Below are 24,865 nucleotides of genomic sequence, written 5' to 3'. Positions count from 1 at the left end.
CCGTAAGGCGGTGCCCGCTGCGATCCGATTAGGCCATCGCTTCGATCGGAACAACGCATGAATATGACTGTCAGACTCACCGTCAACGGTGAGCCGCGCACCCTTGCGCTCGACGATCCCCGTATCACCCTGCTCGACCTGCTGCGCGAGCGCCTCCACCTCACCGGCACCAAGAAGGGCTGCGACCGCGGCCAATGCGGCGCCTGCACCGTCCTCGTCGATGGGCGCCGCATCAACTCCTGCCTGACGCTCGCGCTCAGCCTGGATGGCGCCGCCATCACCACCATCGAAGGCCTCGCCCAGGGTGACCAATTGCACCCGGTGCAGGAGGCCTTCATCGCCCACGACGCGCTGCAATGCGGCTTCTGCACGCCGGGCCAGATCATGAGCGCGGTCGGCCTCATCAACGAAGGCCACGCCGGCGATGATCCCGAGCGCGTGCGCGAGGGCATGAGCGGCAATCTGTGCCGCTGCAGCGCCTATGTCGGCATCGTCGAAGCCGTGCTCGACGCGCAGGCGACGCTCACGGCTGAGAAGGAGCGCGCGGCATGAACCGGTTCGACTATGTGAAGCCCGCGACGGTCGCCGAGGCGATCGCGGCGGCCGGCGCGCCGGGCGCGGCTTACCTTGCTTCGGGCACCAACCTGCTCGACCTGATGAAGGGCAATGTCATCAGGCCGGCGCGGCTGGTCGATATCACCCAGATCAAGGAGCTCACGCGGATCGAGACGCTGGGCAACGGTGACGTCAGGATCGGCGCGCTGGTGCGCAATGCCGACCTCGCCTACGACGCATCGTTCGTGCGCGATTTCCCCGCCGTGGCGGAAGCGCTACTGTCGGGTGCCTCGGCGCAGTTGCGCAATGCGGCCACCGTCGGCGGCAATCTGCTGCAGCGGACGCGCTGCGCCTACTTCTATGACACCGCCTCGGCCTGCAACAAGCGCACGCCGGGATCGGGCTGCGATGCCCGCGAGGGTGAGAACAGCCAGCACGCCGTGCTCGGTTGGAGCGACGCCTGCATCGCCACCCATCCGTCCGACTTCTGCGTGCCGCTCGCCGCCTTCGACGCCGTTGTCGAGATCGAAGGCGCATCCGGCCGCCGCGAGGTGGCGCTGGAGGCGTTGCATCTGTTGCCCGGCACCACACCCGAGCGTGAGAGCGTGCTCGCTCCCGGCGAGATGATCGTCGCGGTGCGGCTGCCCGCGGCCGCGCGCGGCTTTGCCAAGCATGCGCGCTATCTGAAAGTGCGCGAGCGTAACTCCTACGCCTTCGCCGTCGTCTCCGCTGCGGCCGGCCTCGTGATCGAGAACGGCAGCATCACGCAGGCGCGTCTCGCGCTCGGCGGCGTCGCCGCCAAGCCATGGCGTGCACATGAGGCGGAGGCGCTGCTCGCCGGTCAGCCGGCCGAGCACGGCTCGTTCGAACGCGCCGCCGACGCGGCGCTGCGCGAGGCAAAGCCGTCCGGCGACAACGCCTACAAGATCCCGCTCGCACGGCAGCTGATCGTGCGCGCCCTGCAGGCCTCAGCGCAGGGCACGCCGTCGCGCATGCCGGCGCTGCCGGCCTCTCCCTTCTCCGCCGTTCCAGGAGCGCTTCATGACGCCTGAGCTCAATCTCTCCCGCGATCCCGCCCATCTCCGCCACGGCTCCAATGTCGGCCAGCCGCTGTCGCGCGTCGATGGTCTCGCCAAGGTCACCGGCCGCGCGACCTACGCGGCCGACAACAATCCGCCCGGCCTGCTCTATGCTGTGCTGGCTGTGTCCAGCATCGCGCGCGGCCGCGTCGTTTCGCTCGATGTCGAGGCCGCCAAGGCGCATCCCGGCGTCGTCGAGGTGATGACGCAGGCCAACCGGCCGCCGCTCTATTCCGACCCGGACGGCAAGCCGAACCCGTTCTCGTTCCGCTTCGAGGCGCTGCAGAACGATCGCGTGCGCTACGCCAACCAGCCGATCGCCGTCGTCATCGCGGAATCGCTGGAAGCCGCGACCGAAGGCGCCGCGCTGCTGGCGCCGCGCTATGAGGCGGAGCCCGCGCGCATCGGTCTCGACGCTGAAGCGGCCTATGTGCCGCCGGTCGTCGGCATGGGCATGCCGGCCGAGGAGCGCCATGGCGATGTCGAGGCGGCGCTGGCCACGAGCGAGAAGCAGATCACCGCGATCTATGAAACGCCGCCGCATTATCACAACGCGATGGAGCCGCATGCGATCGTCGCGGAGTGGCAGGGTGACAATCTCGTCATCGACACGCCGACGCAGGGCCTCGTGCTGATGCGCGCGCGCCTCGCCGAGCTGTTCGGCATCGCCCCGGAGAACATCCTGATCCGCAGCCCGTTTCTCGGCGGCGGTTTCGGCGGCAAGGGCCTGATGGCCGGGCCGCAGGTGCTCGGCATTCTCGCAGCAAAGATGGTCGGCCGGCCGGTGAAGCTCGTCGCGCGCCGCGAGCAGCTCTATGGCCCGTTCGGCCACCGCTCACCGACGAGGCAGACCTTGCGCCTCGGCGCCAGCGCCGCGGGACAGCTCGCAGGCATCCATCACCACGCCCGGATCGCGACCTCCAGCTTCGAGGATTTCTATGAATCGGCGGCGCATGTGACGCATACGCTCTACGCCGCGCCGGCGATCGCGACGACCTATGACGCCGTGCGCATGGACACCGGCACGCCGCTGTTCGTGCGCGCCCCCGGCATCGCGCCGGGCTCGATCGCACTGGAGAGCGCGGTCGACGAGATGGCGGAAGCCTGCGGCCTTGATCCCCTCGCCTTCCGCGTCAAGAACTACGCCGAGGTCGAGCCCTCGACCGGCAAGCCGTTCTCGTCCAAGGCGCTGCGCGAATGCTACACGCAAGGCGCCGAGCGCTTCGGCTGGTGGGAGCGGCCGCTGAAGCCGCGCATGATGCGCGACAAGGACGGCTTCCTGGTCGGCTGGGGCATGGGCACGGCGACGTTCCATGCGCTGATGTTCGCGGGCCACGCCCGCGCCCTGATCCGGCGCGACGGCTCTGGCGTGGTCGAGAGCGGCGCCCATGACATGGGCCAGGGCGCGTGGACCGCGCTGGCGCAGGTCGCGGCGGATTCGCTGGCGCTCGAGCTTGATCAGGTCACGTTCAAGGCCGGCACCTCGGACCTACCCGATGCCGGCATCGCCGGCGGCTCGGCGCATACGGCAACTGTCGGCACGGCAATTCACAATGCAGGCGCCGCCGTCATCGCCAAGCTCGCTGAACTCGCCACGTCGGACCAGCGCTCGCCGCTGTTCGGCGCCGGCAATGCCGGCGTGATCGCCCGCAACGGCCGCCTCATCCGGCGCGACGACGAGGGGCGCGGCGAGAGCTATGCCGACATCCTCGCGCGCGCCGGCCTCGACGAGGTCGAGGGCTCCGGCTCAGGCGTGCCTGATCCGGCCGCCAACGAGCAGTACGCGATGCATTCGCATGGCGCCGTGTTCGCGGAGGTGAAGGTCGATCCCGATCTCGGTCAGGTGCGCGTCACCCGCATGGTCGGCGCCTTCGCGGCGGGGCGGATCATCAATCCGAAGCTGGTGAGGAGCCAGCTCGTCGGCGGCATGATCTGGGGCATCTCGCTGGCGCTGCACGAGGAGGCGGTCACCGACCGCCGCAGCGGCCGGATCATGAACGCCAATCTCGGCGAGTATCATGTGCCGGTGAATGCCGACGTTCCCGCGATCGAAGCCTTCACGGTCGCGGAGCACGATCCGTTCGTCAACCCGCTGGGGATCAAGGGCGTCGGCGAGATCGGCATCACCGGCTCCGCTGGTGCGGTGGCCAACGCCGTGGCGCATGCGACGGGAGTTCGCATCAGGCGCTTCCCGGTGCGGATCAGCGACCTCGTGCGCCGGGCCTGACGGACACACGGCACACGCGTCAAAGAGAAAAGCCTCCGCCGATCCGGCGGAGGCTTTTCGTTGAGTCGTATCGCAAGCGGCTCAGGCCGCCTCGCGCGTGAAGGCTGACTTGAACCATGCCACAAAGGACTCGCGGTTGGCGCCCAGATCGAACTCGACCCGCAACGCATCGCGGTCGCGGCCGCGAACCAGATAAGGCACATCGTGGTCGAAACCTGGGAACTGTAGAATGCCGCGATCGCCGATGCCCGGCTCGGGCTGGAAGCGGAACCAGGCGCCGCCCTCGGAGATGTCCACCAGCTCGGCCTTTATCACCCCCTTATTCGTGTCGATGACCTTGATCGGCAGGCTGGATTTGAATCGCGGCGCATGCCGGCGGTCGGCCTCGGCGGTCGTCGTCCTGACCACCTTCACAAGCGTCGTCCGCAGCGAGCTCAGGCTGGAGGCGACCTCGCCGATGGCGCTGCGAACCTCCGCGGCACGGTCATTCACCATCCCGGCGTCCTTGCCGACATTGCCGATCTTGGACGATACGTCACGCGCCGCGCTTGCGGAGGAGTGAACCGAGCGGCTGATCTCCTGCGTCGCCGCGTGCTGCTCCTCCATCGCCGCCGCAATCGACGCCGCCACCTCGTCGATCTCCGAAATCTGGCTGCCGATGCCTTCGACGGCGTTGATCGTCGCCTGCGTGGTGGCCTGCACCTCGGCAATCAGGCGCGAGATCTCCTCGGTCGACTTGGCGGTCTGATCCGACAACGACTTGACCTCGGAGGCCACCACCGCAAAGCCGCGGCCGGCCTCGCCCGCGCGCGCCGCCTCGATCGTGGCATTGAGCGCCAGCAGGTTGGTCTGTCCGGCAATGCCGCCGATCAGGTTCGACACCTCGGCGATCTTGTCGACCGCCTGGGTCAGCGACAGCATGGTCGCCTTGGCTTTCTCGCGCCCGCCCACGGCCGACCGGGTCAGGGTGCTGGCGCGCGCAACCTGGCTCGAGATCTCGCGGATCGCCGAGCTCAACTGCTCGGCCGCCGACGAGACGGTCTGGGCGTTCGCGAGCGACTGCTCGGAAGCCGCAGCGACCGACTGGGCATCAGCGGACAGTTCGTGCGCGAGGTCGGACAGTCCGCTGGCCACCGCCTCGACCTGGCGCGAGGCGCTCGCCGCCGATTCGACCGACGTGCCGGTCTCGCGCTCGATGATGTCGGCCATGCTCAGCATGGCGCGCTTCTTCGCTTGTTCGGCTGCGGTGCGGTCGCGGTCCTGCTTGTCGCGCAGGCTGTTGTTCTCGATCGCATTGGTCTTGAACACGTCCAGCGCGCGCGCCATCGCGCCGATCTCGTCGCCGCGATCGGCGTAAGGAATCTCCGTGGCGAGCTGGCCCTCGGCAATCCGCCGCATCAGACCGGTCATGCGCGACAGCGGCCGCACGACGCCGATGACGAGGCCCGCCATGCCCGCGACCACCAGCGCCAGCACGATCCCGGCCACGCTCCAGACCACGACGGAGATGCGGGCGTCCTGATCCGCGGCCGTGCCCTCCATGTCCGAGTTCAGCTTGTTCGCCTTCTCGACCAGCGTATCGATCAGAGCGCGGTGCGCGGCATAGGCCTCGCTGAGCCGCGCATAGGCGGCATCGGCCCTGGCCATGTCGCCGGCGCTGAGCGCTGGGATCAGCTCGCCTTCGGCAGTCCGCCAGAACTTGCCAACCTCGGCATCGGACCGTTCGACCAGCAGCGACTTCAGCTCAGGCTCGAGTGACGAGGTGGTCCAAAACGCCTTGCGCTCCTCATAGTCCTTCCTGAGCTGCGTCAGCTTCTTGACATGCGCGTCCAGACTCTTGGGCTCACGCAGCGCCAGCGTCGCCTCGAGATAGGCTTCGAGCACATATTCCGGCGGCGGCAGGATGTCGGCGACGAGGTCGTTGCCGAGCTTGATCTTGCTGTAGAGCGGTCCGCCCACCTTGAGCTCGCGAAGCGCATAGGCGCTGGTCAGGACCACCGCCCCGAAGCCGAGCGCGAGCACGAGGCCAAAGGCCGCGATGACAGCGGAAATGGAAAGACGCATTTTCATGTCGGATGACATTCCTCGTGAGGACCGAGACGGCAGAGGCCCAGGTCGTGCCACGTCCTCGGCGCTGAGGATCAATGGGCGCCGGCGTGGCAGCCCCGGACTGAACGTATAATGCGATCAGCATGCACAACCCTTTTGCAACAAACGTAAATTTCCCTATCCGTAGAACTGCGGCCGCGCCATTGACGCATGAGCTGGGTCGCCCGAGAGGAAGCGCCGTTGGCCGCGGCGGGTGCGGTCTGCGATGCGCGCAATCCTCTGACCTGGCGCAAGGCGGGCGGCGTCGGATTTGCCAGACTGCGGCATGTCCCTCCTCAGGAGCTCCCGATGAAACCCGTTCCCGACAAGGCCGAGATCGCGCTGGAATATCCCGACAAGTTCTACGTCGGCACGTTCGAGCGGTCCTCGCGCTTCGAGGTGCATCTCGAACCTTCAGGGTTGGCGCTGACCCTGGAGCGGCCCGGCCCCGAGGACGTGCGCAAGTCGATCCATATGCAGCTGAACTATGGGCTGCTCGCCGCGATCCTCACCGAGCTCGCCGCAAGTGTCGGCGTGATTCCCGCGGACGACGACTTTCACCGCTCGCAACTGCGCGACGCCGCCGCGGCGCTGCACGAAGCTCTTAAGGCGCGTTAACCGCTTGTGCCGCAACGGCACAGCTTGGCGAACCGTTCACCCCGCGCGACAGGCTTCGTTAGGACTCTGCTAACTACGCCGCAACGTTTGCCCGCCGACGGGTTGGGTTGGAGGGCGGTGTGCCGCGCGAGTGACAGCATTTTACTCAAAAGCGATCTATCTCCAATCCATCGACGGCGCGCGCTGCGCGAGCCTTGTTAGTTCTGAGTTGGAGACCCGCCATGAAGAAGATCCTGTTCGTCACCGTTGCGCTCGCCGTGCTCGCCTCGGCCCCGTCCGCCTTCGCAGCCGATCTCGGCGCCCGCACCTATCCCTACGCGACCAAGGCACCCGCCTATGTCGCGCCGATCTACAACTGGACCGGCTTCTATCTCGGCGCCCATCTCGGCGGTGCGTTCTCCAGCAACAACAATTATTCCGGCCTCGGCACCGGCAACAATTCCAACGGCCGCTTCCTCGGCGGCGTGCAGGTCGGCGCCGACTGGCAGTTCGCGCCCACCTGGGTGATCGGCGCGGAAGGCCAGTATAGCTGGCTGAGCGGCAATGTCGGCGCGGCATTCCCTGGCGGCTATGTCTACACCAACAGCCAGCGTGGCCTCGGCTCGATCACCGGCCGCTTCGGCTACACCTGGGGTCCGGGCCTGCTCTATGTGAAGGGCGGCTACGCCTATTCGGACAACAACGAGAAGGTGACGCTCGCCGGCAATCCGATCGGCTTCGCCACCAATGGCGACCACCGCAACGGCTGGACCATCGGCGCCGGCCTCGAATACATGTTCGCGCCGAGCTGGTCGGCCAAGGCCGAGTATCAGTACTACAATTTCGGCAACGCCACCTTCACGGCGCCGGCCGCACTGGTTCCGACCGGCAGCTTCAGCACCGACGATCACACCTTCAAGGCCGGCGTGAACTATCGCTTCAACTGGGGCGCTCCGGTCGCAGCCCGCTATTGATCTCCAGGCGTCAAATAATAACAAGCAGCGGAGGGCCGGCAGCGATGCCGGCCTTTTGTTATCATGGGTTATCAGTTCCACATCCAAATAACTCGTCCGCGCCGTGAAATGCCGCGACGTGAAATGCGGGAATGCGCAAAAAATCAGCAAGATCTGCGTAATTTCCCGGATTGTTAACTCGCTACCGCGATAGTGCCCCGCAAACATCAGCTCAAAGTAGCGGCTATCGAGGGAACGAGACATGGCGGGTCGATTCAGCTTCAGCAGAAGGCTCGGAGTCCTGCGTCCCAGATGGGGCGTCCGTGGCAGCCTGTTCGCGGCCTTCGCCGTGATCGCCGGCATGGCGATCGCGATCAGCATCGGCGCCGGACTGATGCTGCGCCACATCGGCGGCACCATGGTCGAGCTCTCCGGCCGCGACATTCCTCGCCTCACCTCCAGCCTGCAACTCCTGGCGCAGAGCGCGAGCCTCGCCAGCCTTGGTCCCGCGCTGCTCGGATCGCAGAGCGAGGACGCGCTCAACGATCGCTTGAGGAAGATGCAGGATATCCAGAAGGGCACCGAGCAGCGGCTTGCCGAAATCGCAGCACTCGGCGCCGCCAAGAGCGTCGTGGCGCCGCTTGCCGAGACCATCAAGAACATCAACGAGGCCAATCAGAGCCTGGTGTCGGCGGCGCGCGAGCGGCTCGCGGTCGCCGCCACCCACAACCAGCAATATGATGCGCTACGCAAGGCACAGGAGGCATTCACCAAGGCGGCGAACGAGCCGATGCTCGACGCGCAGACGCAGCTCAACGCCGTGCTCGGCGCGGCCGAAGTCTCCGCTGACGACGCCACCGCCGCGGCGCGCTTCGTCGAGCAGCTCGGCAACGTCATCACATCCGGCAATTTGATCGTGGCGCAGATGGCGGCCGCGCTCTCCGCCAATGACAGCGACACGCTGGAGGCGGTCGAGCGGCAGTTCAAGGACTCGCTGGCGCAGCTCAAGTCGAACCTGGAGCTGCTGCCCTCCGGCCGTAGCACCAAGGCCATCAACGATGCCGGGATGAAGCTCGCCGCGCTCGGCGAAGGCAAGACCCGCGTGTTCAAGACGCGCGAGAAGGAGCTCGACGCCAACGACTATGGCCAGACCGTGCTGGAGGAGACGCGCAAGCTCAATGTCGGCCTCGACATCAGCGTCCAGCAGCTCGTGGAAGGCGTGCGCAAATCGACCGAAGGCGCGACCGGAACCGCCGGACGCGAGATCGAGCTGGCGACGCTCGGCATGATCGGCGCGGGCGCGGCCACCCTGCTCGGCTCGGTGCTGTTCGTCTGGCTCTATGTCGGCGGCAACATCCTGCGCCGGATCAAGCGGCTGCAGCAGGCGATGCAGAAGCTGTCGAGCGGCGATCTGGAGACGGAGATCGCAGCTTCGAAGCAGCGCGACGAAATCGGCGCGATGGTCGACACCTTGCAGGTGTTCCGCGAGAACATGATCCAGGCGCGGACGCTCGCCGCCGCGCAGGAGCGCGAGAGCGCCGCCAAGGCCGAGCGCGCCACGCGCATGGAGGCGCGCATCGCCGAGTTCGAGGCGACGGTGCGCAGCGCGCTCGCCAATCTGCAGAGCTCCGCCAGCGCGATGCAGACCACGGCGCAGAGCATGTCGCAGACGGCCGATCAGTCGAACTCGCTGGTGAGCGCGGTCGCCGCCGCGGCCGAGGAGACCTCGGTCAACGTGCAGACCGTGTCGGCCGGCACCGAGCAGCTGTCGTCGTCGATCGCCGAGATCGGCCGCCAGGTCGTGACCTCGGCGCAGATCGCCAAGAAGGCGGTCGAGGAGGCCGGCGCCACCGACTCGACGATGCAGGGCCTCGCCGACAATGCGAGCCGCGTCAGCGTCGTGGTCGACCTGATCCAGGCGATCGCCTCGCAGACCAATCTGCTCGCGCTCAACGCCACCATCGAGGCCGCGCGCGCCGGCGAGGCCGGCCGTGGCTTCGCCGTGGTCGCGCAGGAGGTGAAGAGCCTCGCCAGCCAGACGGCGAAAGCCACCGACGAGATCCGCACTCAGATCGCCGGCATGCAGCAGGTCGCCTCGTCGGCGGTGGCGGCGATCCGCAACATCGGCGAGACCATCGCCGAGATCGACAACGTCACCACCGCGATCGCCGCCGCCGTGGAGCAGCAGGGCACCGCGACGCATGAGATCGCCCGCAACATCCAGCAGGCGGCGTCGGGTACCAGCGAGGTGTCCCACAACATCACCGGCGTCTCCAGCGCCTCGGCCCAGGCCGGCACGTCGGCGAACGAGGTGCTGAGCGCCTCGGAGGCGCTGCGCCGCGAGGCAGACACGCTGCGTGAGGAGGTCGATGCGTTCCTGACCAACATCAGGGCGGCGTAGTGACAGCCGGGCCTCGCCCTTCGAGACGCCCGTCTCTGGCGGGCCCTTGGGGTGAGGAGATACAGGCAGCTCCGTGGCAGGCAGAGCAATGAATTCGGAGCACAAGCTCTCGACCCTCTCCATGAACACGCGGCTGATGCTCATGAGTCGCGACAGTCGAGCGCGACGCTCGCTGCCAGCCTCTCCCCGCGTGCCGGGAGAGGCTGGATTGCATCTCAAGATGCATCCGGGTGAGGGGGCTCTCAGCGCGGTCGGTGGGCGTGGCAGCCCCTCACCCCAACCCTCTCCCCGTGAAGAACGGGGAGAGGGAGCGCACCAACATCGCCGCGCCGACATTGCTTCCATCCAAACATGAGCCCTCCATGGGATCCCTTGCGTGTTCATGGTCGGTGTGCAGCGCCGCCCACAGCGCTTGACCCTCAGGGTGAGGAGCGCTGCCCTTGCGGCGCGTCTCGAACCATGAGGCCCGGCCTGCCGCGTCCCGGAATGCCGTCCAGCCATGTGTTTCCGCCACGTTTTTCGGCTGGCGCTCGCCCGCGACCGCGTTTAAGCCGAAGACATGACCAAGACCGACACCGCCATCTCCTCCGCCGAAGCCCTGCGCTACCCCTGGGAGCAGCATCCCGGTGAGGACCAGGTCGTCGAGGTAGCGGCCGGCGTGCTGTGGCTGCGGCTGAAGCTGCCGTTCCGGCTCAACCACGTGAACATCTATCTGCTGGCCGACGGCGACGGCTGGGTCGCGGTGGACTCGGGCTTCGGCAATGAGGAGTCGATTGCCGCCTGGACGCGGCTGCTCGATGGGCCGCTGAAGCATGTGAAGATCAGCCGGCTCATCGTCACCCATTCGCATCCCGACCATGTCGGTCTTGCGGGCTGGATCGTGGAGCGCTTCAACTGCCCGCTGATGATGTCGCAGGTCGAGTATCTGCAATCGGTCTATCACCAGAACCGCGGCACCGAGGAGCGCCGCAACGCGCAGCGGCTGTTCTTCCGCCGCCACGGCATGGACGAAACGCTGACCGACAAGCTGCTCGGCCGCGGCCAGGAATATCTGCAACGCGTCTCGGTGCTGCCGGCCTCCTACCGCCGCATCGCCCATGGCGACGAGATCCAGATCGGCAGCCGCCGCTTCAAGGTGATCACCGGCGGCGGCCACGCGCTCGACCAGGTGATGCTGTATTGCGCCGCCGACAAGCTGTTCCTGTCCGCCGACCAGGTGCTGAGCAAGATCTCGCCGAATGTCAGCGTCTGGGCGGTCGAGCCGGACCAGAACTCGCTCGGCGAATATCTGGCCTCTCTGGCGAGCCTCACCACCACGCTGCCCTACGATCTCCTGGTGCTGCCCGGCCATGGCGTACCGTTCTACGGTCTCAAGACCCGCATCAAGCAGCTCGCCGACCATCACGAGGAGCGCTGCCGGATGATCGCGGACGCCTGCCGCGAAGAGACCAAGACCTCCGCGCAGCTCGTCCCGGTGGTGTTCCACAAGCACGTGCTCGACCCGCACCAGATGGGCTTCGCCGCCGGCGAGCTGATCGCCCACGTCAACTACATGATCGTCGAGGGCCGCCTGACCGCCCGCGAGGTCGACGGCGTGCTGCATTATCGCACCACCTGAGGCTGCCGCAGGTCTGCCGCAAGACGAGCGTGGTTCGGCCGTCATCGGCACTCCCTTGGACAAATCGCCCAAGTCCCGCCGTGGGATTCCGGCTCGACAGCCGCTCTGGAAAGGCTCTAAGAAGGCTTTAAGCCCCGCTGCTTAGAGGGTCCGTTCCAGGCGCTGCGCTGCAGCGCAGCACGTCAGGTCTCGTGATGGACTACAGCCAATATTTCAGTGCCGCCCTCGGTCGTCTGCATGATGAGCGCCGCTACCGGGTCTTCGCCGATCTCGAACGCATCGCCGGCCGGTTCCCGCACGCGACCTGGCACTCGCCGAACGGACCGCGCAATGTCGTGATCTGGTGCTCCAACGACTATCTCGGCATGGGCCAGCATCCGAAGGTGGTCGGCGCAATGGTCGAGACCGCCACCCGCGTCGGCACCGGCGCCGGCGGCACCCGCAACATCGCCGGCACCCATCACCCGCTGGTGCAACTGGAAGCCGAGCTCGCCGACCTGCACGGCAAGGAAGCGGCGCTGCTGTTCACCTCCGGCTACGTCTCCAACCAGACCGGCATCGCCACGCTCGCCAAGCTGATCCCGGACTGCCTGATCCTGTCGGATGCGCTCAATCACAACTCGATGATCGAGGGTGTGCGCCAGTCCGGCTGCGAGCGCCAGATCTGGCGCCACAACGATCTCGCCCATCTCGAGCAGTTGCTGATTGCCGCCGGCCCCAGCAGGCCGAAGCTGATCGCCTGCGAGAGCCTGTATTCGATGGACGGCGACGTCGCACCTTTGGCTGCGATCTGTGACCTCGCCGAGCGCTATAATGCGATGACCTATGTCGACGAGGTGCATGCCGTCGGCATGTACGGCCCGCGCGGCGGCGGCATCGCCGAGCGCGACGGCGTCATGCACCGCATCGACATCCTCGAAGGCACGTTGGCGAAAGCCTTCGGCTGTCTCGGCGGCTACATCGCGGCCAAGGGCGAGATCATCGACGCCGTGCGCTCCTACGCGCCGGGCTTCATCTTCACCACCGCGCTGCCGCCGCCGATCTGCTCGGCCGCGACCGCCGCGATCAAGCACCTGAAATCGTCGAGCTGGGAGCGCGAGCGCCACCACGACCGCGCGGCCCGCGTCAAGGCGATCCTCAACGCCGCCGGCCTGCCGGTCATGGACAACGACACTCATATCGTGCCGCTGTTCGTCGGCGATCCCGAGAAGTGCAAGCAGGCCTCCGACCTCTTGCTCGAGGAGCACGGCATCTACATCCAGCCGATCAACTATCCGACCGTCGCCAAGGGCACCGAGCGCCTGCGCATCACGCCCTCGCCCTATCACGACGACGGCCTGATCGACCGCCTGGCGGAAGCCCTGCTGCAGGTCTGGGAGCGCCTGGGCCTGGCGCTGCACAAGAAGCCGCTGGCGGCGGAGTAGTTTTGACTTGTTGTGGTGAGCCCGCACACGTCCCCGCGACGGCGCTGCGCTCCCCTCCCCCTTGCGGGGAGGGGTCGGGGGTGGGGGTCCACGAGTCCCGCTGCCGATGAGGAGCCTGGGCTCGCAAGAGCACAATTGAATCTTCGGATAAGGCGACGCGCGCCTCACTCAATTCAGCGCCCGGAGACCCCCACCCCCGACCCCTCCCCGCAAGGGGGAGGGGAGCGCACCGGCCCTGCTGCGACGACGTCGGCTCTCATGGGCGCCCGCGCGGCGACAGCGGATGCGGCGCCCGTCCTTAACGACGCCGCCTCATTGCCCGCGCCCTGTCCACATCGCTATCGCCGCACCCTCCCCAAAGCGCTAAGCTCGCGCCTCAATTCCAGAGCGGACAAACGAGGAGTTCGCGCGAGACATGCTGCACGACTGGGGCGTGATCCTGGCCGCGTTCGGCTATATCGGGTTCCTGTTCCTGGTCGCGAGCCGCGGCAACCGGGCCGGGGAGCGGCGCGCGCCGGAAGGCCGCAGTTGGCTCGCCGGGCTGATCTATCCGCTGTCGCTGGCGATCTACTGCACCTCGTGGACGTTCTTCGGCTCGGTCGGCTTCGCCTCGCGCACCAGCGTGGATTTTCTGGCGATCTATCTCGGCCCGATCCTGATGGTCGGCGCCTGCACGCCGCTGTTGCGGCGGGTGATCCATCTCGCCAAGACGCAGAACATCACCTCGGTCGCTGACCTCATCGGCGCGCGCTACGGCAAGAGCCAGGCGGTGGCCGCCACCGTGGCGCTGATCGCGATCATCGGCTCGGTGCCCTATATCGCGCTGCAGCTGAAGGCCGTCGCGTCCTCGCTGCAGACCATCCTGATCGACGACCGCGCCTTCGCCCATATTCCGATCGTCGGCGACATGGCGCTGATGGTGACGCTCGCGATGGCCGTGTTTGCCGTGCTGTTCGGCACAAGGCAGACCGACGCGACCGAGCACCAGCACGGCCTGATGCTGGCGGTCGCGACCGAGTCGATCATCAAGCTGATCGCCTTCATCGCCGCCGGCGCCTTTGTCACCTTCTGGATGTTCTCGCCGGTCGAGCTGGTCGAGCGCGCGATGAAATCGCCGGAGGCCGAGCGCGCGCTGGAATACGTGCCGGGCATCGGCAACTTCCTGACCATGACCTTGCTGTCGTTCTGCGCCGCGATGCTGCTGCCGCGCCAGTTCCATGTCAGCGTGGTCGAGAACGCCGACGACGCCGAGGTCTCGCGCGCGCGCTGGCTGTTTCCGCTCTATCTCGTCGCCATCAACCTGTTCGTGATCCCGATCGCGATCGCCGGCCTCGTCACCTTCCCGTTCGGCGCCGTCGACAGCGACATGTATGTGCTGGCGCTGCCGATCGAGGCGGGATCGCAATGGCTGTCGGTGCTGGTGTTCGTCGGCGGCCTGTCGGCGGCGACCGCGATGGTGATCGTCGAATGCGTCGCGCTGTCGATCATGGTCTGCAACGACATCGTCGTGCCCTTGGTGCTGCAGCGCCAGCAGGCGCAGCGCGAGATCGGCCGCGACTTTGCCGGCTTCCTGCTCGGCACCCGGCGCATCGCGATCTTCGCCATCATGGTGATGGCCTATTTCTACTACCGCGCGCTCGGCACCGCCCAGCTCGCCGCCATCGGCCTGCTGTCGTTCGCTGCGATCGCGCAGCTCGCGCCGAGCTTCTTCGGCGGCCTGTTGTGGCGACGCGCCACCGCGCGCGGCGCGATGGGCGGCATGCTGGTCGGCTTCGCGGTCTGGCTGTACACGCTGTTCATCCCGAGCTTCCTCGACACCTCCACCGCCGGCATTCTCTTCCTCCAGCACGGCCCGTTCGGCTTCGAGCCGCTCAGGCCGCAGGCGCTGCTCGGCACCGATTTGCCACCGCTGCTGCATGGCGTGCTGTGGAGCCTGTCGCTCAACCTGCTCACCTACATCGTGCTGTCCTTGGCGCGGCAACCGTCGTCGATCGAGCTGCTGCAGGCCGACTTGTTTGTACCCGCGGAGCTGACGCCGAGCGCGCCGAGCTTCCGGCGCTGGCGCTCCACCGTCACCGTGCAGGACATCCAGAGCACCGTCGGCCAGTATCTCGGCCCCGACCGCGCCCGCGCCTCGTTCGAGGCCTTCGCCCTCCAGCGCAACATGTCGCTCGATCCCGCCGCGCCCGCCGATTTCGAGCTGCTGCGCCACGCCGAGCACCTGATCGCCTCGTCGATCGGCGCGGCGTCGTCGCGCCTGGTGATGTCGCTGCTGCTGCGCAAGCGGACGGTCTCCGCAAAGGCCGCGCTCAAGCTGCTCGACGATTCCCACGCCGCGCTGCATTTCAACCGCGAGATCCTGCAGACCGCGCTCAACCATGTGCGCCAGGGCATCGCCGTGTTCGATGCCGATCTGCAGCTGATCTGCTCCAACGGCCAGTTCGTCGATCTGCTCGGCCTGCCGCCGCACCTCGTGCAGATCGGCAGTCCCTTGCGCGAGATCCTCGAATTCATGGGCACGATCGGCGCGCCGACCTATGAGGACAGCGAGGCGCTGCTGGCGCGCCGGCTCGCCGCCTACACCACCGAGGGCGAGTCCTATCTCGAACGCCTCGCCGACCGTCACATGGTGATCGAGGTCCGCACCAACAAAATGCCCGACGGCGGCCTCGTCATCACCTTCACCGACGTGACGCCGTCCTTCGAAGCCGCCGAGGCGCTGGAGCGCGCCAACGCCACCTTGGAAAAGCGCGTGCGCGACCGCACCGAGGAGCTGACCCGGCTGAACTCCGAGCTCGCGGTCGCCAAGAGCGCCGCGGAGGACGCCAACATCTCCAAGACGCGCTTCCTCGCCGCCGCCAGCCACGACATCCTGCAGCCGCTGAACGCCGCGCGGCTCTACGTCACAAGCCTGGTCGAGCGCCAGACGGCCGGCGAGGATTCCCGCTTGGTCGAGAACATCGACGACTCGCTCGAGGCCATCGAGGAGATCCTCGGCGCGCTACTCGACATCTCCCGGCTCGATGCCGGCGCGATGACGCCGCAGGTCTCGAGCTTCAAGATGGCCGATCTGATGCGCTCGCTGGAAATCGAGTTCGCGCCGGCCGCGCGCGCCAAGGGCCTCGATCTCATCTTCGTACCCAGCTCATTACCTGTGGAGTCCGACCGCCTCCTGTTGCGCCGGCTGCTGCAGAACTTCATCTCCAACGCCATCAAATACACGCCCAGAGGCCGCGTGCTGGTCGGCTGCCGGCGCCACGGCACCTCGCTGCAGATCGGCGTCTACGACACCGGCGTCGGCATTCCCCCGGTCAAGCGCGGCGAGATCTTCAAGGAATTCCACCGCCTCGAACAAGGCGCGCGCATCGCCCGCGGCCTCGGCCTCGGCCTCTCCATCGTCGAGCGCATCGCCCGCGTGCTCAACCACGGCATCGCGCTGGACTCGCGCCCCGGCCGCGGCTCGGTGTTCTCGGTCACCGTGCCGATCGCCAAGGCGATCAACCACACTGCCGCCGTCACCAGCGCGACACCATTAGCCAAGACGCCGATCTCCGGCGCGCTGATCGTCTGCATCGAGAACGACCCGGCGATCCTCGACGGCATGCGCACCTTGCTCACCGCGTGGGACGCCGAAGTGATCGCCGTCCCCGATCCGGAATCCGCGGAAGAAGCGATCGCCGCCCGCAACGGCGCCGTCACGGGCCTGCTGGTCGACTACCACCTCGACCGCGGCAACGGCATCGCCGCGATCCGCGACATCCGCCGCCGCTTCAACGAGACGCTGCCCGCGATCCTGATCACCGCCGACCGCAGCCCCCACGTCCGCGCCGCCGCCCGCGACGACAACATCGCCGTGCTCAACAAGCCGCTAAAGCCGGCGTCCTTGCGCGCGCTGCTCGGACAGTGGCGCATTCAGCAGATGGTGGCGGCGGAGTAGTCGCTGCAGCGCCGAGGTTCCCGCCGCCGCGCTGGCGGCTTTGCGGGATCTTCGCTCATCCGCTCGACAACATGGTCCACGAACACGCCCACTTGGGCTCACACTCCTCTGTTACCGCGATCGGCGCCGGTCTAGCTTTGCGTGCACCGACGAGCCCAGAGGAGACCGCCATGACCCTGCCCGGCCTGCTGCAACGAGCCGCCCTCACCGCCACCGCACTCACTGTCCTAACCAGCGCCGCCCTCGCCGATGCGGCCGAGGCGCCCGGCCATTTCCCGGCGGCCTTCCGCACCCAGGAGATTCCGACCAACGGCACCACGATCCACGTCCGCGTCGGCGGCAGCGGGCCGGCCGTGGTGCTGCTGCACGGCTATGGCGATACCGGCGACATGTGGGTGCCGCTCGCCGCCAAGCTGTCGGCGAACCACACCGTGATCGTGCCTGACCTTCGCGGGCTCGGCCTCTCCGCTCGCGCCGACAAGGGGTTTGAGAAGGCCAACCAGGCCGAGGACATCACCGGCGTGATGGATGCGCTGGGCGCCCGCACCGCCGACGTCGTCGCGCATGACATCGGCAACATGGTCGCCTATGCGCTGGCCGCGCGGCACTCCGACCGCATCACCAAGCTGGTGCTGATGGACGCGCCGGTGCCGGGCATCGGCCCGTGGGACGAGATCCTCAAGAGCCCGCTGCTGTGGCACTTCCGCTTCGGCGGCCCGGACATGGAGCGCCTCGTGGAGGGTCGCGAGCGCATCTATCTCGACCGCTTCTGGAACGAGTTCTCGGCCAAGCCTGCGAACTTCCCGGAAGCCGCGCGCGTCCATTACGCGCAGCTCTATGCCGGCCCGGGCCGGATGCATGCCGGCTTCAGCCAGTTCGCCGCCTTCGATCAGGACACGATCGACAACCGCGCCTGGCTCGACGCGCATGGCAAGCTGACCATGCCGGTGCTGGCAATCGGCGGCTCCGCGTCCTTCGGCCCGACCATGGCCGTGGTGGCACGCGCCGGCGCCGACAACGTGCAGCAGCAGGTCATCGACGGCTCCGGCCACTGGCTGATGGAGGAGCAGCCCGCGGCAACGGTTGCCGCGATCGACGCCTTCCTCAACGCGCAGCCGGGCCCGAAAGCCGCTCCCTAAAGGATGATGCGATGAAGGCGCCGCGAATTCAATCTCACCCTCCCCTGGAGGGGGAGGGTCGATCGCGCGCGAAGCGGGCGAGCGGGGTGGGGTGATCTCTCGGCGAAAACCGGTGCAAGTGGAGAGATCACCCCACCCTGGCTCACACGCGCTTCGCGCCTATGAGCCGACCCTCCGCCTCCAGGCAGGGCTATCGCAAATGGCTCTCTGCGCGGCGGCATCCCGGCCTGCATGGTTCGAGACGCGTCGCAAGAGCGACGCTCCTCACCATGAGGATTCAACATTATGCCGCGTAGAATGCCCTCATCCTGAGGGACCGCCGCAGGCGGTCGTCTCGAAGGATGGCCGCAACGTCGGTATTCAACGCGCCTCATTTTCGCGATAGCCCGCCCCCTCCAGGGCAGGGTGACATCGGGCTGACCTGGAAGCTGCGCACTGAGGAATCGGAGCCGTGCGTGCTACCGCCATGATCCGATTCCGTGGAAGGCACATCATGCTCTCACGCGGCGCGCCAACCGCGAGCGCGTCAGGAAGAGCGCGGAGGGCGCGAACTCCTACGGCACCTGCTTGACCTGGCCTGATCCCGACACATGCGAGCTGAGCCGCGCCACGGCGCCGTGCAACCGCACGACTCCACTGCCCGAAACGGAAACATCCGCGTCCTGCCGCGGCGCGAGGTCGACGTCGCCGCTGCCACGAATCGTCGCGCTGGCGCGTTCGACGACCAGCCTGCCGAGATCGGCGCGGCCCGACCCGGACGCTTCCAGGGACACCTGCTGCGCCGTGCCGCCGGCGCTCACGCCGCCGCTGCCGTGCAGCGTAATCCGCAGCGAGTCCTGGCTGCTCTCGGGGAGCTTCACATTGCCGCTGCCATGGATGTTGGCCAGGGTGGTCCGGGTCGCGAGGCGGCCGAGATCGACGCCGCCGGAGCCCGCCGCCTCGACCGTCGCGTCGCGGACCTCGCCGCTCGCGATCACCGCACCGCTGCCATGCGCCGTGATGCGCAGCGCATCCTGGCGCAGATCGGAGAGCTCGAGACGGGCCGACCCTTGGACGGTCCAGGCCGCAACCGAAGGCCCGGAGACTTGCACGACGAGATCATCCGCCTGGAGACAGTCGACCTGCCGGCCCCATTCCGGCGTATCCCACTCCAGGCTGCCGTCGCGCATTCGGACATGGCCGACCAGATCCGCGCGACCCGTGACGCTGGCCTGCGGCGACGGGCCGGGCTGATAGTGCACCTGCGCCGGGATCCTGATCTTGATGGCGTCGCCGCCGGACCATGCGAGATCGGCCGTGCGGCGCTCGCGCGTTTCAACCCCGCTCGCCCCTGGCATCCCTCCGCAGCCGTGCGACGCCGCGGCCCAGGTTCTGCCGACCCAGGGCCGCCCTGCCCAGGGCAATTCGTCGCCGTCGATCCAGTCGCTCGCCGAAGCGAGGACCGTGATGATGGCGCAGGTTGCGGCGACGCTGAATGACGCCGCTGCGATACGTCCGAGCCGTCCGTTCATGGCACATCTCCACTCACACAGGTTCATGTTCCGGCCTGAGCAGCCGGTAGTGCAGCCTCGCGTAGTTGCCGAGCATCCTCACCGCAGAATTGAGCGCCAGCAGCAGCAGCGCGCCACAGCCGATGCTGCCGGCGATCAGGCCAATGCCGGCGACCGCCCGCAGCCCCATCGCGGCGATCGAGGCGAAGTGGCCGACCTTGAGCAGGCTGAGCAACATGCCGATGCCGACCACGCCGAGCACGAAGACCAGAAGGCCGACCGCAAGCGTCACCACGATGACCGCGACCAGCAGCGGCAACAACAACAGGATGTCGACCGTGGCCAACCCGCCGAGCGCCAGCAGCACCGCGGCCGAGTTGCCGAGGCTGCGGTGCTCCTCCCAATGCCGCAGCCCGGTCTCGGCGCGCAGCTCGCGCGCCAATCGCCGGGGATCACCGAGCGCCGCCGCCACCTCAGCCTCATCGCGCCCGGACGCAGCGGCTTCGTCGAAATAGGACATGTAGTCCGCGATGATCTCGTCGACGTCAGCAGCGGGCAATCCGGCAAGACCGGCCTTGAGCAGATCCAGGAAGCCGACGCGGTTCATCAACGTTCTCCCAGCAAGCTATCGACGGCATTCGTGAACGCCCGCCATTCGCGCTTCTGCGCGGCAAAGGCGGAGCGGCCTGCCGCTGTCAGCCGATAATATTTGCGCGGCGGCCCGCTGTTGGATTCGGCCAGCCGCGTCTCCACCAGCCTGTCGTCCTGCATGCGCCGCATCAGCGGATAGATCGTGCCCTCGCCCATGCCGACGCCGGTCGAAAGCTCACTGGCGATCTCGTAGGCATAACTCTCGCCGCGCGCGAGCAGCGCCAGCACGCACAATTCGAGCGCCCCCTTCTTGAGCTGCACCTGCATCTGGTCCGTCATGAGAGAGAAGGTATCAGGAGCTATCTTGTGATACAAGGTACATGTTTTGAACAGGTACGTCCCACTGATGAATGCAACCGGGAGCCGGCAGGCCCTTGCCTCGGCGGCTTGCCCTTTCGTGCGACTATCCCTTGAAACACGCTTATGGACGCTTTACGTAAAGCGTAATTCGAGCTATGGGACAGGATCATGATCGTCGGCTACCGTGACAGGAAGACCGAGCGTTTCGCCAACGGCGAGGCCGTGAGGGAATTCTCCGGTTTCGCCCGGCAGGCCGAGATACGTCTCGACCGGCTGGAAGCGGCGACGAGCCTAAGTGATCTTGGCGCACTTCCAGGAAATCGGCTGGAAGCGCTCAAGGGCGATCGGCAAGGCCAGTATAGTATCCGCATCAACGATCAGTGGCGGATCTGTTTCGAATGGCCGCCCGGCTCGCCGGGTCCCGTCAACGTCGAGATCGTCGACTATCATTAGGAGGTCCATCATGGCACGCAGTCCTATTCATCCCGGTGTTCACCTTGCCGAAGAGCTCGGCGAACTCGGCATGTCAGCCGCAGAGCTGTCGCGTCAGCTCGATGTGCCCGTCAACCGGATCACCGCGATCATCAACGGCCAGCGCGGTATCACAGCCGACACGGCCCTGCGCCTCGGCCACTGGTTCGGCAGCAGCCCCGGAATTCTGGCTCAATTTGCAGAAGATCTACGAACTGCGTCTGGCGCAGCAGGAGGTGGGCGAAGCCGTGAAGAAGCTGCCGACGCGCGCAGCCAGTTAATCTGGACTTTCGTCTGGCCTTGCCGATCCTGGAGAACTGGCCCGATCAATTCAAGCAAGCCATCCATCGGGTAGTACACGTCACCCTAAAGCCCGGTAGAATTTTCGAGCCGTCCTCGCTCCCTTTTCCATTTCTTTTTCCCAGAAATCATGTTATCCCTTGAGTCGTCCCGTGCTCGTCATGAGGGGCGCTTCGCGATCGTCACGAACGTGGGGTGCGGGATGCGGTGGGCGCGTCGGAGCGCAGCGGGCTTGGGGTTCGCGGACGAACGATCCGGCGCGCACGGTCAAGCCGTGTGGTCCTGGCATCCCGACGCTGATGCCAAGTCGGTGACGACGATGTTGCTGACGACGGGGGCAAGAAAGCCGGTCCCCGGGGAGAGCTCGGAGCAGCCGTCAAAACCATCGCGCAGGGAGGGCCGGGTGTATTCGGCCAGACCTGTGGTGACTGCCGCCTGCTTTTTTTGCTGCAGGCGGGCCACGGGCGCGGCCAGCGCCCGGCCTTCCCTGCGCCCTCTGGTTTGAAGAGGGCGATCGATAAGCAAAGCTCGGACGCCGGAGGCGCCGCGAAGACGAAAAGCTGTGCCGCGATGAGCCTTCAATCGAATGCCTTGAACTGTCCGGGAGCGGCCTGGGTCTCGCGGTCGAAATGGAATCACCTCACTGCACAGCGATTGAAGCTCCTCACCCTGAGGAGCACGCCGAAGGCGTGCGTCTCGAAGGGCGAGGCCCGCGCTGTGGCCTCATGGTTCGAGACGGCGCTACGCGCCTCCTCACCATGAGGATCTGGCACCAAAGGCCGTCCTGCACACTGACCATGAACACGCCGAGAGGCGTGTTCATGGAGAGGGTCAACAATCTCACCTTGGAGGCAGGCTTGAATCAACAGGCGATCTGCCCATCACTTCCCCGTCGGCATGTCCTGCCGCCACGCGCTTCCCGCGATCTTCGCCGCAGCGATCACCGCCTGCGTCCGGCTCTCGACGCCGAGCTTTTGCAGGATGGCCGAGACATGCGCCTTGATGGTGGCCTCGGAGACGCCGAGCTCGTAGGCGATCTGCTTGTTGAGCAGCCCCTGCGACAGCATCATCAGCACGCGCACCTGCTGCGGCGTCAGCGTCACCAGGCGGTCGCGCAATTTCGTCATCTCCGGATCGGCGCCGGCGGCGAGGTCGGTGTCCGGCGGAACCCAGATCTCGCCGTCCATGACCTTCATGATGGCATCGCGCAGGGTGTCGACGCCGAACCGTTTTGGAATGAAGCCGGAGGCGCCGAAATCGAGCGAGCGCCGGATCGTCGCGCCGTCGTCGCTGGCCGACACGATCACGACCGGGATCGCCGGATATTGCGCGCGCAGATAGATCAGGCCGGAGAAGCCGGAGATGCCGGGCATCGTCAGGTCGAGCAGGACGAGATCGACCTCGGAGTCCTTTTCCAGGAGCGCGGTCAGGTCCTCGAACGAGCCGGCCTCGTCGACCACCGCCTCGGCGAGCACGCTCGCGACCGCCTGCCGCAGCGCGTTGCGGAACAGCGGATGATCATCGGCAATGACGAGATGGGTGCTGGCAGCCGCCATGAACTCTGACTTGACCAATCCTGACTTGAACAATCCCGACCTGACCTTGCGACACCAGCACCATGCTGCATCTGCACGCACGCTGGCTTTCGCAGAAATACTCGCCCGCCGACCGGTTGCATGCAAGCATGCAATTCCACTGGCGGGGAAGGCGGTTAATCCGCACCTTGTGCGACGCAACATCAGTAGCGCGGCGGCCGGTGAGCGAACTTGATCCGCCGCAATGTCCCCACCTTTCCCGCATCGCGCGCCGGCCAGGGCCGAAAGTCGTATTGGGCCGAGTTTCACTGCAATGTTACTTAAGCGCCAAGGCCTCCGCGACGACAGCCGTCCAAGTCCGGCATGCGGAGACGAAGCCATCATCACAACGATCTTGGGGAGCGAATGCCAATGTCAACAATGGTCGCCACGCAAGCGAGATCGGGAGGCATGACGAAGGACGAACGCTTCGTCATTCTGGCCTCTTCTCTCGGCACCGTCTTCGAGTGGTACGACTTCTACCTGTACGGGTCTCTGGCCTCGATCATCGGCGCGCAGTTCTTCTCCGCCTATCCGCCGGCCACCCGCGACATCTTCGCCCTGCTCGCCTTCGCCGCCGGCTTCCTGGTCCGCCCGTTCGGCGCCATCGTGTTCGGCCGCATCGGCGACATCGTCGGCCGCAAATACACCTTCCTGGTCACGATCCTGATCATGGGTCTGTCGACCTTCATCGTCGGCCTGCTGCCGAATGCCGAATCGATCGGCTTCGCCGCGCCGGTGATCCTGATCTCGCTGCGCCTGCTGCAGGGCCTCGCGCTCGGCGGCGAGTATGGCGGTGCCGCGACCTATGTCGCCGAGCACGCGCCGAACGGCAAGCGCGGCTACTACACCTCCTTCATCCAGACCACCGCGACGCTCGGCCTGTTCCTGTCGCTGCTGGTGATCCTGTTCACCCGCACGATCATCGGCGAGGCCGATTTCGCGAAGTGGGGCTGGCGCGTTCCGTTCCTGGTCTCGGTCCTGCTGCTCGGCATTTCGCTCTGGATCCGCCTGCGCCTCAACGAGTCGCCGGTGTTCCAGAAGATGAAGGAAGAGGGCAAGAGCTCGAAGGCGCCACTGACGGAAGCCTTCGCCAATTGGAGCAACGCCAAGATCGTGCTGCTGGCGCTGATCGGCGGCACCATGGGCCAGGGCGTGGTCTGGTACACCGGCCAGTTCTACGCGCTGTTCTTCCTGCAATCGATCCTCAAGGTCGACGGCTACACCGCCAACCTGCTGATCGCCTGGTCGCTGCTGCTCGGCACCGGCTTCTTCGTCGTCTTCGGCATCCTCTCCGACAAGATCGGCCGCAAGCCGATCATCATGGGCGGCTGCCTGATCGCGGCGCTCACCTTCTTCCCGATCTTCAAGATGATCACCAGCAACGCCAACCCGGCGCTGGAGAAGGCGATCGAGACGGTGAAGGTGGAAGTGGTGGCCGATCCCGCCGGCTGCGGCGATCTGTTCAACCCGGTCGGCACCCGCGTCTTCACCCAGCCCTGCGACACCGCCCGCGCCTACCTGTCCCAGCAGTCGGTCAAATACTCGACCGTGCCTGGTCCGGCTGGCTCTGGCGTGAAGGTGACCGTCAACGGCCAGGATGTGGCCTATGCCGACGCCAAGGCCGGCAACCCCGCGGTGCTCGCCGCCGTCCAGGCCGCCGGCTATCCGAAGGCGGGCGACGCGGCCATCGTGAAGATGTCGAACCCCTTCGACATCTTCCGTCCGCAGGTGGCCGCGATCATCGGCCTGCTGTTCATCCTGGTGATCTTCGTGACCATGGTCTACGGCCCGATCGCCGCGATGCTGGTCGAGCTGTTCCCGACCAAGATCCGCTACACCTCGATGTCGCTGCCCTATCACATCGGCAACGGCTGGTTCGGCGGCCTGCTGCCGGCGACCGCCTTCGCGATCGTGGCCTCGACCGGCGATATCTATGCCGGCCTGTGGTACCCGATCACGTTCGCGGTGATCACGGCGGTGGTCGGCTTCCTGTTCCTGCCGGAGACCAAGGACGTCAACATCCAGGATCACTGAGCGGACCATTGATCGTGAGGCGAG

General features: G+C 66.7%; 18 protein-coding genes and 1 pseudogene. 13 read left to right on the top strand and 6 right to left on the bottom strand.

From position 1 onward, the window contains the following. Positions 1–57 precede the first annotated feature (57 nt). From ACVILH_RS10395 to ACVILH_RS10385, 3 genes are read left to right on the top strand one after another with little or no spacing between them, the layout of a single operon-like run. Positions 58–552 carry a (2Fe-2S)-binding protein gene (locus ACVILH_RS10395; protein ID WP_456712809.1) on the top strand — a complete coding sequence of 165 codons (495 nt, stop codon included), beginning with the start codon at positions 58–60 and terminating at the stop codon, positions 550–552. Continuing rightward, positions 549–1,607, top strand: coding sequence for an FAD binding domain-containing protein (locus ACVILH_RS10390; RefSeq protein ID WP_456712808.1), 1,059 nt, complete (start codon positions 549–551; stop codon positions 1,605–1,607). The genes ACVILH_RS10395 and ACVILH_RS10390 overlap by 4 nt, the downstream gene beginning before the upstream one ends. Next, entirely contained in the window at positions 1,597–3,861 is a 2,265-nt protein-coding gene (locus tag ACVILH_RS10385) for a xanthine dehydrogenase family protein molybdopterin-binding subunit (RefSeq protein ID WP_456712807.1), read from the top strand. Before ACVILH_RS10390 ends, ACVILH_RS10385 begins: the two co-directional genes overlap by 11 nt. Positions 3,862–3,942: 81 nt before the next feature. Here the strand turns inward: ACVILH_RS10385 and ACVILH_RS10380 are convergent, their stop codons facing one another. Further along, on the bottom strand, positions 3,943–5,931 hold the full coding sequence (locus tag ACVILH_RS10380; protein ID WP_456712806.1) for a methyl-accepting chemotaxis protein: 1,989 nt from the start codon (positions 5,929–5,931) through the stop codon (positions 3,943–3,945). Positions 5,932–6,258: 327 nt separating this feature from the next. Between ACVILH_RS10380 and ACVILH_RS10375 the strand changes: the two genes are divergently transcribed. The 7 genes from ACVILH_RS10375 (at position 6,259) to ACVILH_RS10345 (ending at position 18,018) form a co-directional block, all read left to right on the top strand. Beyond that, positions 6,259–6,567 (top strand): hypothetical protein, encoded by a 309-nt coding sequence (locus tag ACVILH_RS10375; protein WP_456712805.1) that lies wholly within the window; start codon positions 6,259–6,261, stop codon positions 6,565–6,567. 221 nt (positions 6,568–6,788) lie between these two features. Next, positions 6,789–7,520: an outer membrane protein gene (locus ACVILH_RS10370; protein ID WP_456712804.1), complete on the top strand. Its 732-nt coding sequence runs from the start codon at positions 6,789–6,791 to the stop codon at positions 7,518–7,520. A 241-nt stretch (positions 7,521–7,761) separates the two neighbouring features. Further along, positions 7,762–9,900, top strand: coding sequence for a methyl-accepting chemotaxis protein (locus ACVILH_RS10365; protein ID WP_456712803.1), 2,139 nt, complete (start codon positions 7,762–7,764; stop codon positions 9,898–9,900). Between the two features lie 559 nt (positions 9,901–10,459). Then, entirely contained in the window at positions 10,460–11,518 is a 1,059-nt protein-coding gene (locus ACVILH_RS10360) for an MBL fold metallo-hydrolase (RefSeq protein ID WP_456712802.1), read from the top strand. Positions 11,519–11,712: 194 nt separating this feature from the next. Further along, positions 11,713–12,942 carry a 5-aminolevulinate synthase gene (gene hemA, locus ACVILH_RS10355; RefSeq protein WP_456712801.1) on the top strand — a complete coding sequence of 410 codons (1,230 nt, stop codon included), beginning with the start codon at positions 11,713–11,715 and terminating at the stop codon, positions 12,940–12,942. A 415-nt stretch (positions 12,943–13,357) separates the two neighbouring features. Further along, positions 13,358–16,879: a PAS domain-containing hybrid sensor histidine kinase/response regulator gene (locus ACVILH_RS10350; protein WP_456712800.1), complete on the top strand. Its 3,522-nt coding sequence runs from the start codon at positions 13,358–13,360 to the stop codon at positions 16,877–16,879. A 170-nt stretch (positions 16,880–17,049) separates the two neighbouring features. Continuing rightward, positions 17,050–18,018: an alpha/beta fold hydrolase gene (locus ACVILH_RS10345; protein ID WP_456712799.1), complete on the top strand. Its 969-nt coding sequence runs from the start codon at positions 17,050–17,052 to the stop codon at positions 18,016–18,018. Between the two features lie 554 nt (positions 18,019–18,572). Here ACVILH_RS10345 and ACVILH_RS10340 read toward each other — a convergent pair. The 3 genes from ACVILH_RS10340 to ACVILH_RS10330 are packed head-to-tail and all read right to left on the bottom strand — an operon-like array spanning position 18,573 to position 20,438. Next, positions 18,573–19,529 (bottom strand): GIN domain-containing protein, encoded by a 957-nt coding sequence (locus ACVILH_RS10340; RefSeq protein WP_456712798.1) that lies wholly within the window; start codon positions 19,527–19,529, stop codon positions 18,573–18,575. A 13-nt stretch (positions 19,530–19,542) separates the two neighbouring features. Next, the gene (locus ACVILH_RS10335; protein WP_456712797.1) at positions 19,543–20,115 is read right to left on the bottom strand and encodes a DUF1700 domain-containing protein; all 573 of its coding nucleotides are present in this window, start codon (positions 20,113–20,115) and stop codon (positions 19,543–19,545) included. Continuing rightward, positions 20,115–20,438 carry a PadR family transcriptional regulator gene (locus tag ACVILH_RS10330; protein WP_035648044.1) on the bottom strand — a complete coding sequence of 108 codons (324 nt, stop codon included), beginning with the start codon at positions 20,436–20,438 and terminating at the stop codon, positions 20,115–20,117. The genes ACVILH_RS10335 and ACVILH_RS10330 overlap by 1 nt, the downstream gene beginning before the upstream one ends. Before the next feature lie 189 nt (positions 20,439–20,627). Between ACVILH_RS10330 and ACVILH_RS10325 the strand changes: the two genes are divergently transcribed. Further along, positions 20,628–20,912, top strand: a complete 285-nt coding sequence (locus ACVILH_RS10325) for a type II toxin-antitoxin system RelE/ParE family toxin (protein WP_456712796.1) — start codon at positions 20,628–20,630, stop codon at positions 20,910–20,912. Between the two features lie 10 nt (positions 20,913–20,922). Then, positions 20,923–21,211, top strand: a pseudogene (locus tag ACVILH_RS10320) (HigA family addiction module antitoxin). Positions 21,212–21,497: 286 nt separating this feature from the next. Here the strand turns inward: ACVILH_RS10320 and ACVILH_RS10315 are convergent. Both ACVILH_RS10315 and ACVILH_RS10310 read right to left on the bottom strand, forming a co-directional pair. Further along, positions 21,498–21,692, bottom strand: coding sequence for a hypothetical protein (locus tag ACVILH_RS10315; protein WP_456712795.1), 195 nt, complete (start codon positions 21,690–21,692; stop codon positions 21,498–21,500). A gap of 419 nt (positions 21,693–22,111) precedes the next feature. Then, positions 22,112–22,786, bottom strand: coding sequence for a response regulator (locus ACVILH_RS10310; protein WP_456712794.1), 675 nt, complete (start codon positions 22,784–22,786; stop codon positions 22,112–22,114). 429 nt (positions 22,787–23,215) lie between these two features. Here ACVILH_RS10310 and ACVILH_RS10305 point away from each other — a divergent pair, with 429 nt between their 5' ends. Beyond that, positions 23,216–24,841: an MFS transporter gene (locus ACVILH_RS10305; protein WP_456712793.1), complete on the top strand. Its 1,626-nt coding sequence runs from the start codon at positions 23,216–23,218 to the stop codon at positions 24,839–24,841. Positions 24,842–24,865: the final 24 nt, after the last annotated feature.

Source organism: Bradyrhizobium sp. USDA 4353 (assembly GCF_054063215.1).
This window is presented reverse-complemented; position numbering and strand designations above follow the sequence as displayed.

Excerpts from the sequence above, each read along its gene's own strand:
- ACVILH_RS10340 (WP_456712798.1), bottom strand. The coding sequence starts at position 19,529 with ATGAACGGACGGCTCGGACGTATCGCAGCGGCGTCATTCAGCGTCGCC.
- ACVILH_RS10310 (WP_456712794.1), bottom strand. The coding sequence starts at position 22,786 with ATGGCGGCTGCCAGCACCCATCTCGTCATTGCCGATGATCATCCGCTG.
- ACVILH_RS10305 (WP_456712793.1), top strand. The coding sequence starts at position 23,216 with ATGACGAAGGACGAACGCTTCGTCATTCTGGCCTCTTCTCTCGGCACC.
- ACVILH_RS10335 (WP_456712797.1), bottom strand. The coding sequence starts at position 20,115 with ATGAACCGCGTCGGCTTCCTGGATCTGCTCAAGGCCGGTCTTGCCGGA.
- ACVILH_RS10345 (WP_456712799.1), top strand. The coding sequence starts at position 17,050 with ATGACCCTGCCCGGCCTGCTGCAACGAGCCGCCCTCACCGCCACCGCA.
- ACVILH_RS10395 (WP_456712809.1), top strand. The coding sequence starts at position 58 with ATGAATATGACTGTCAGACTCACCGTCAACGGTGAGCCGCGCACCCTT.
- ACVILH_RS10380 (WP_456712806.1), bottom strand. The coding sequence starts at position 5,931 with ATGAAAATGCGTCTTTCCATTTCCGCTGTCATCGCGGCCTTTGGCCTC.
- ACVILH_RS10375 (WP_456712805.1), top strand. The coding sequence starts at position 6,259 with ATGAAACCCGTTCCCGACAAGGCCGAGATCGCGCTGGAATATCCCGAC.
- ACVILH_RS10330 (WP_035648044.1), bottom strand. The coding sequence starts at position 20,438 with ATGACGGACCAGATGCAGGTGCAGCTCAAGAAGGGGGCGCTCGAATTG.
- ACVILH_RS10325 (WP_456712796.1), top strand. The coding sequence starts at position 20,628 with ATGATCGTCGGCTACCGTGACAGGAAGACCGAGCGTTTCGCCAACGGC.
- ACVILH_RS10360 (WP_456712802.1), top strand. The coding sequence starts at position 10,460 with ATGACCAAGACCGACACCGCCATCTCCTCCGCCGAAGCCCTGCGCTAC.
- hemA (WP_456712801.1), top strand. The coding sequence starts at position 11,713 with ATGGACTACAGCCAATATTTCAGTGCCGCCCTCGGTCGTCTGCATGAT.
- ACVILH_RS10365 (WP_456712803.1), top strand. The coding sequence starts at position 7,762 with ATGGCGGGTCGATTCAGCTTCAGCAGAAGGCTCGGAGTCCTGCGTCCC.
- ACVILH_RS10370 (WP_456712804.1), top strand. The coding sequence starts at position 6,789 with ATGAAGAAGATCCTGTTCGTCACCGTTGCGCTCGCCGTGCTCGCCTCG.
- ACVILH_RS10350 (WP_456712800.1), top strand. The coding sequence starts at position 13,358 with ATGCTGCACGACTGGGGCGTGATCCTGGCCGCGTTCGGCTATATCGGG.
- ACVILH_RS10390 (WP_456712808.1), top strand. The coding sequence starts at position 549 with ATGAACCGGTTCGACTATGTGAAGCCCGCGACGGTCGCCGAGGCGATC.
- ACVILH_RS10385 (WP_456712807.1), top strand. The coding sequence starts at position 1,597 with ATGACGCCTGAGCTCAATCTCTCCCGCGATCCCGCCCATCTCCGCCAC.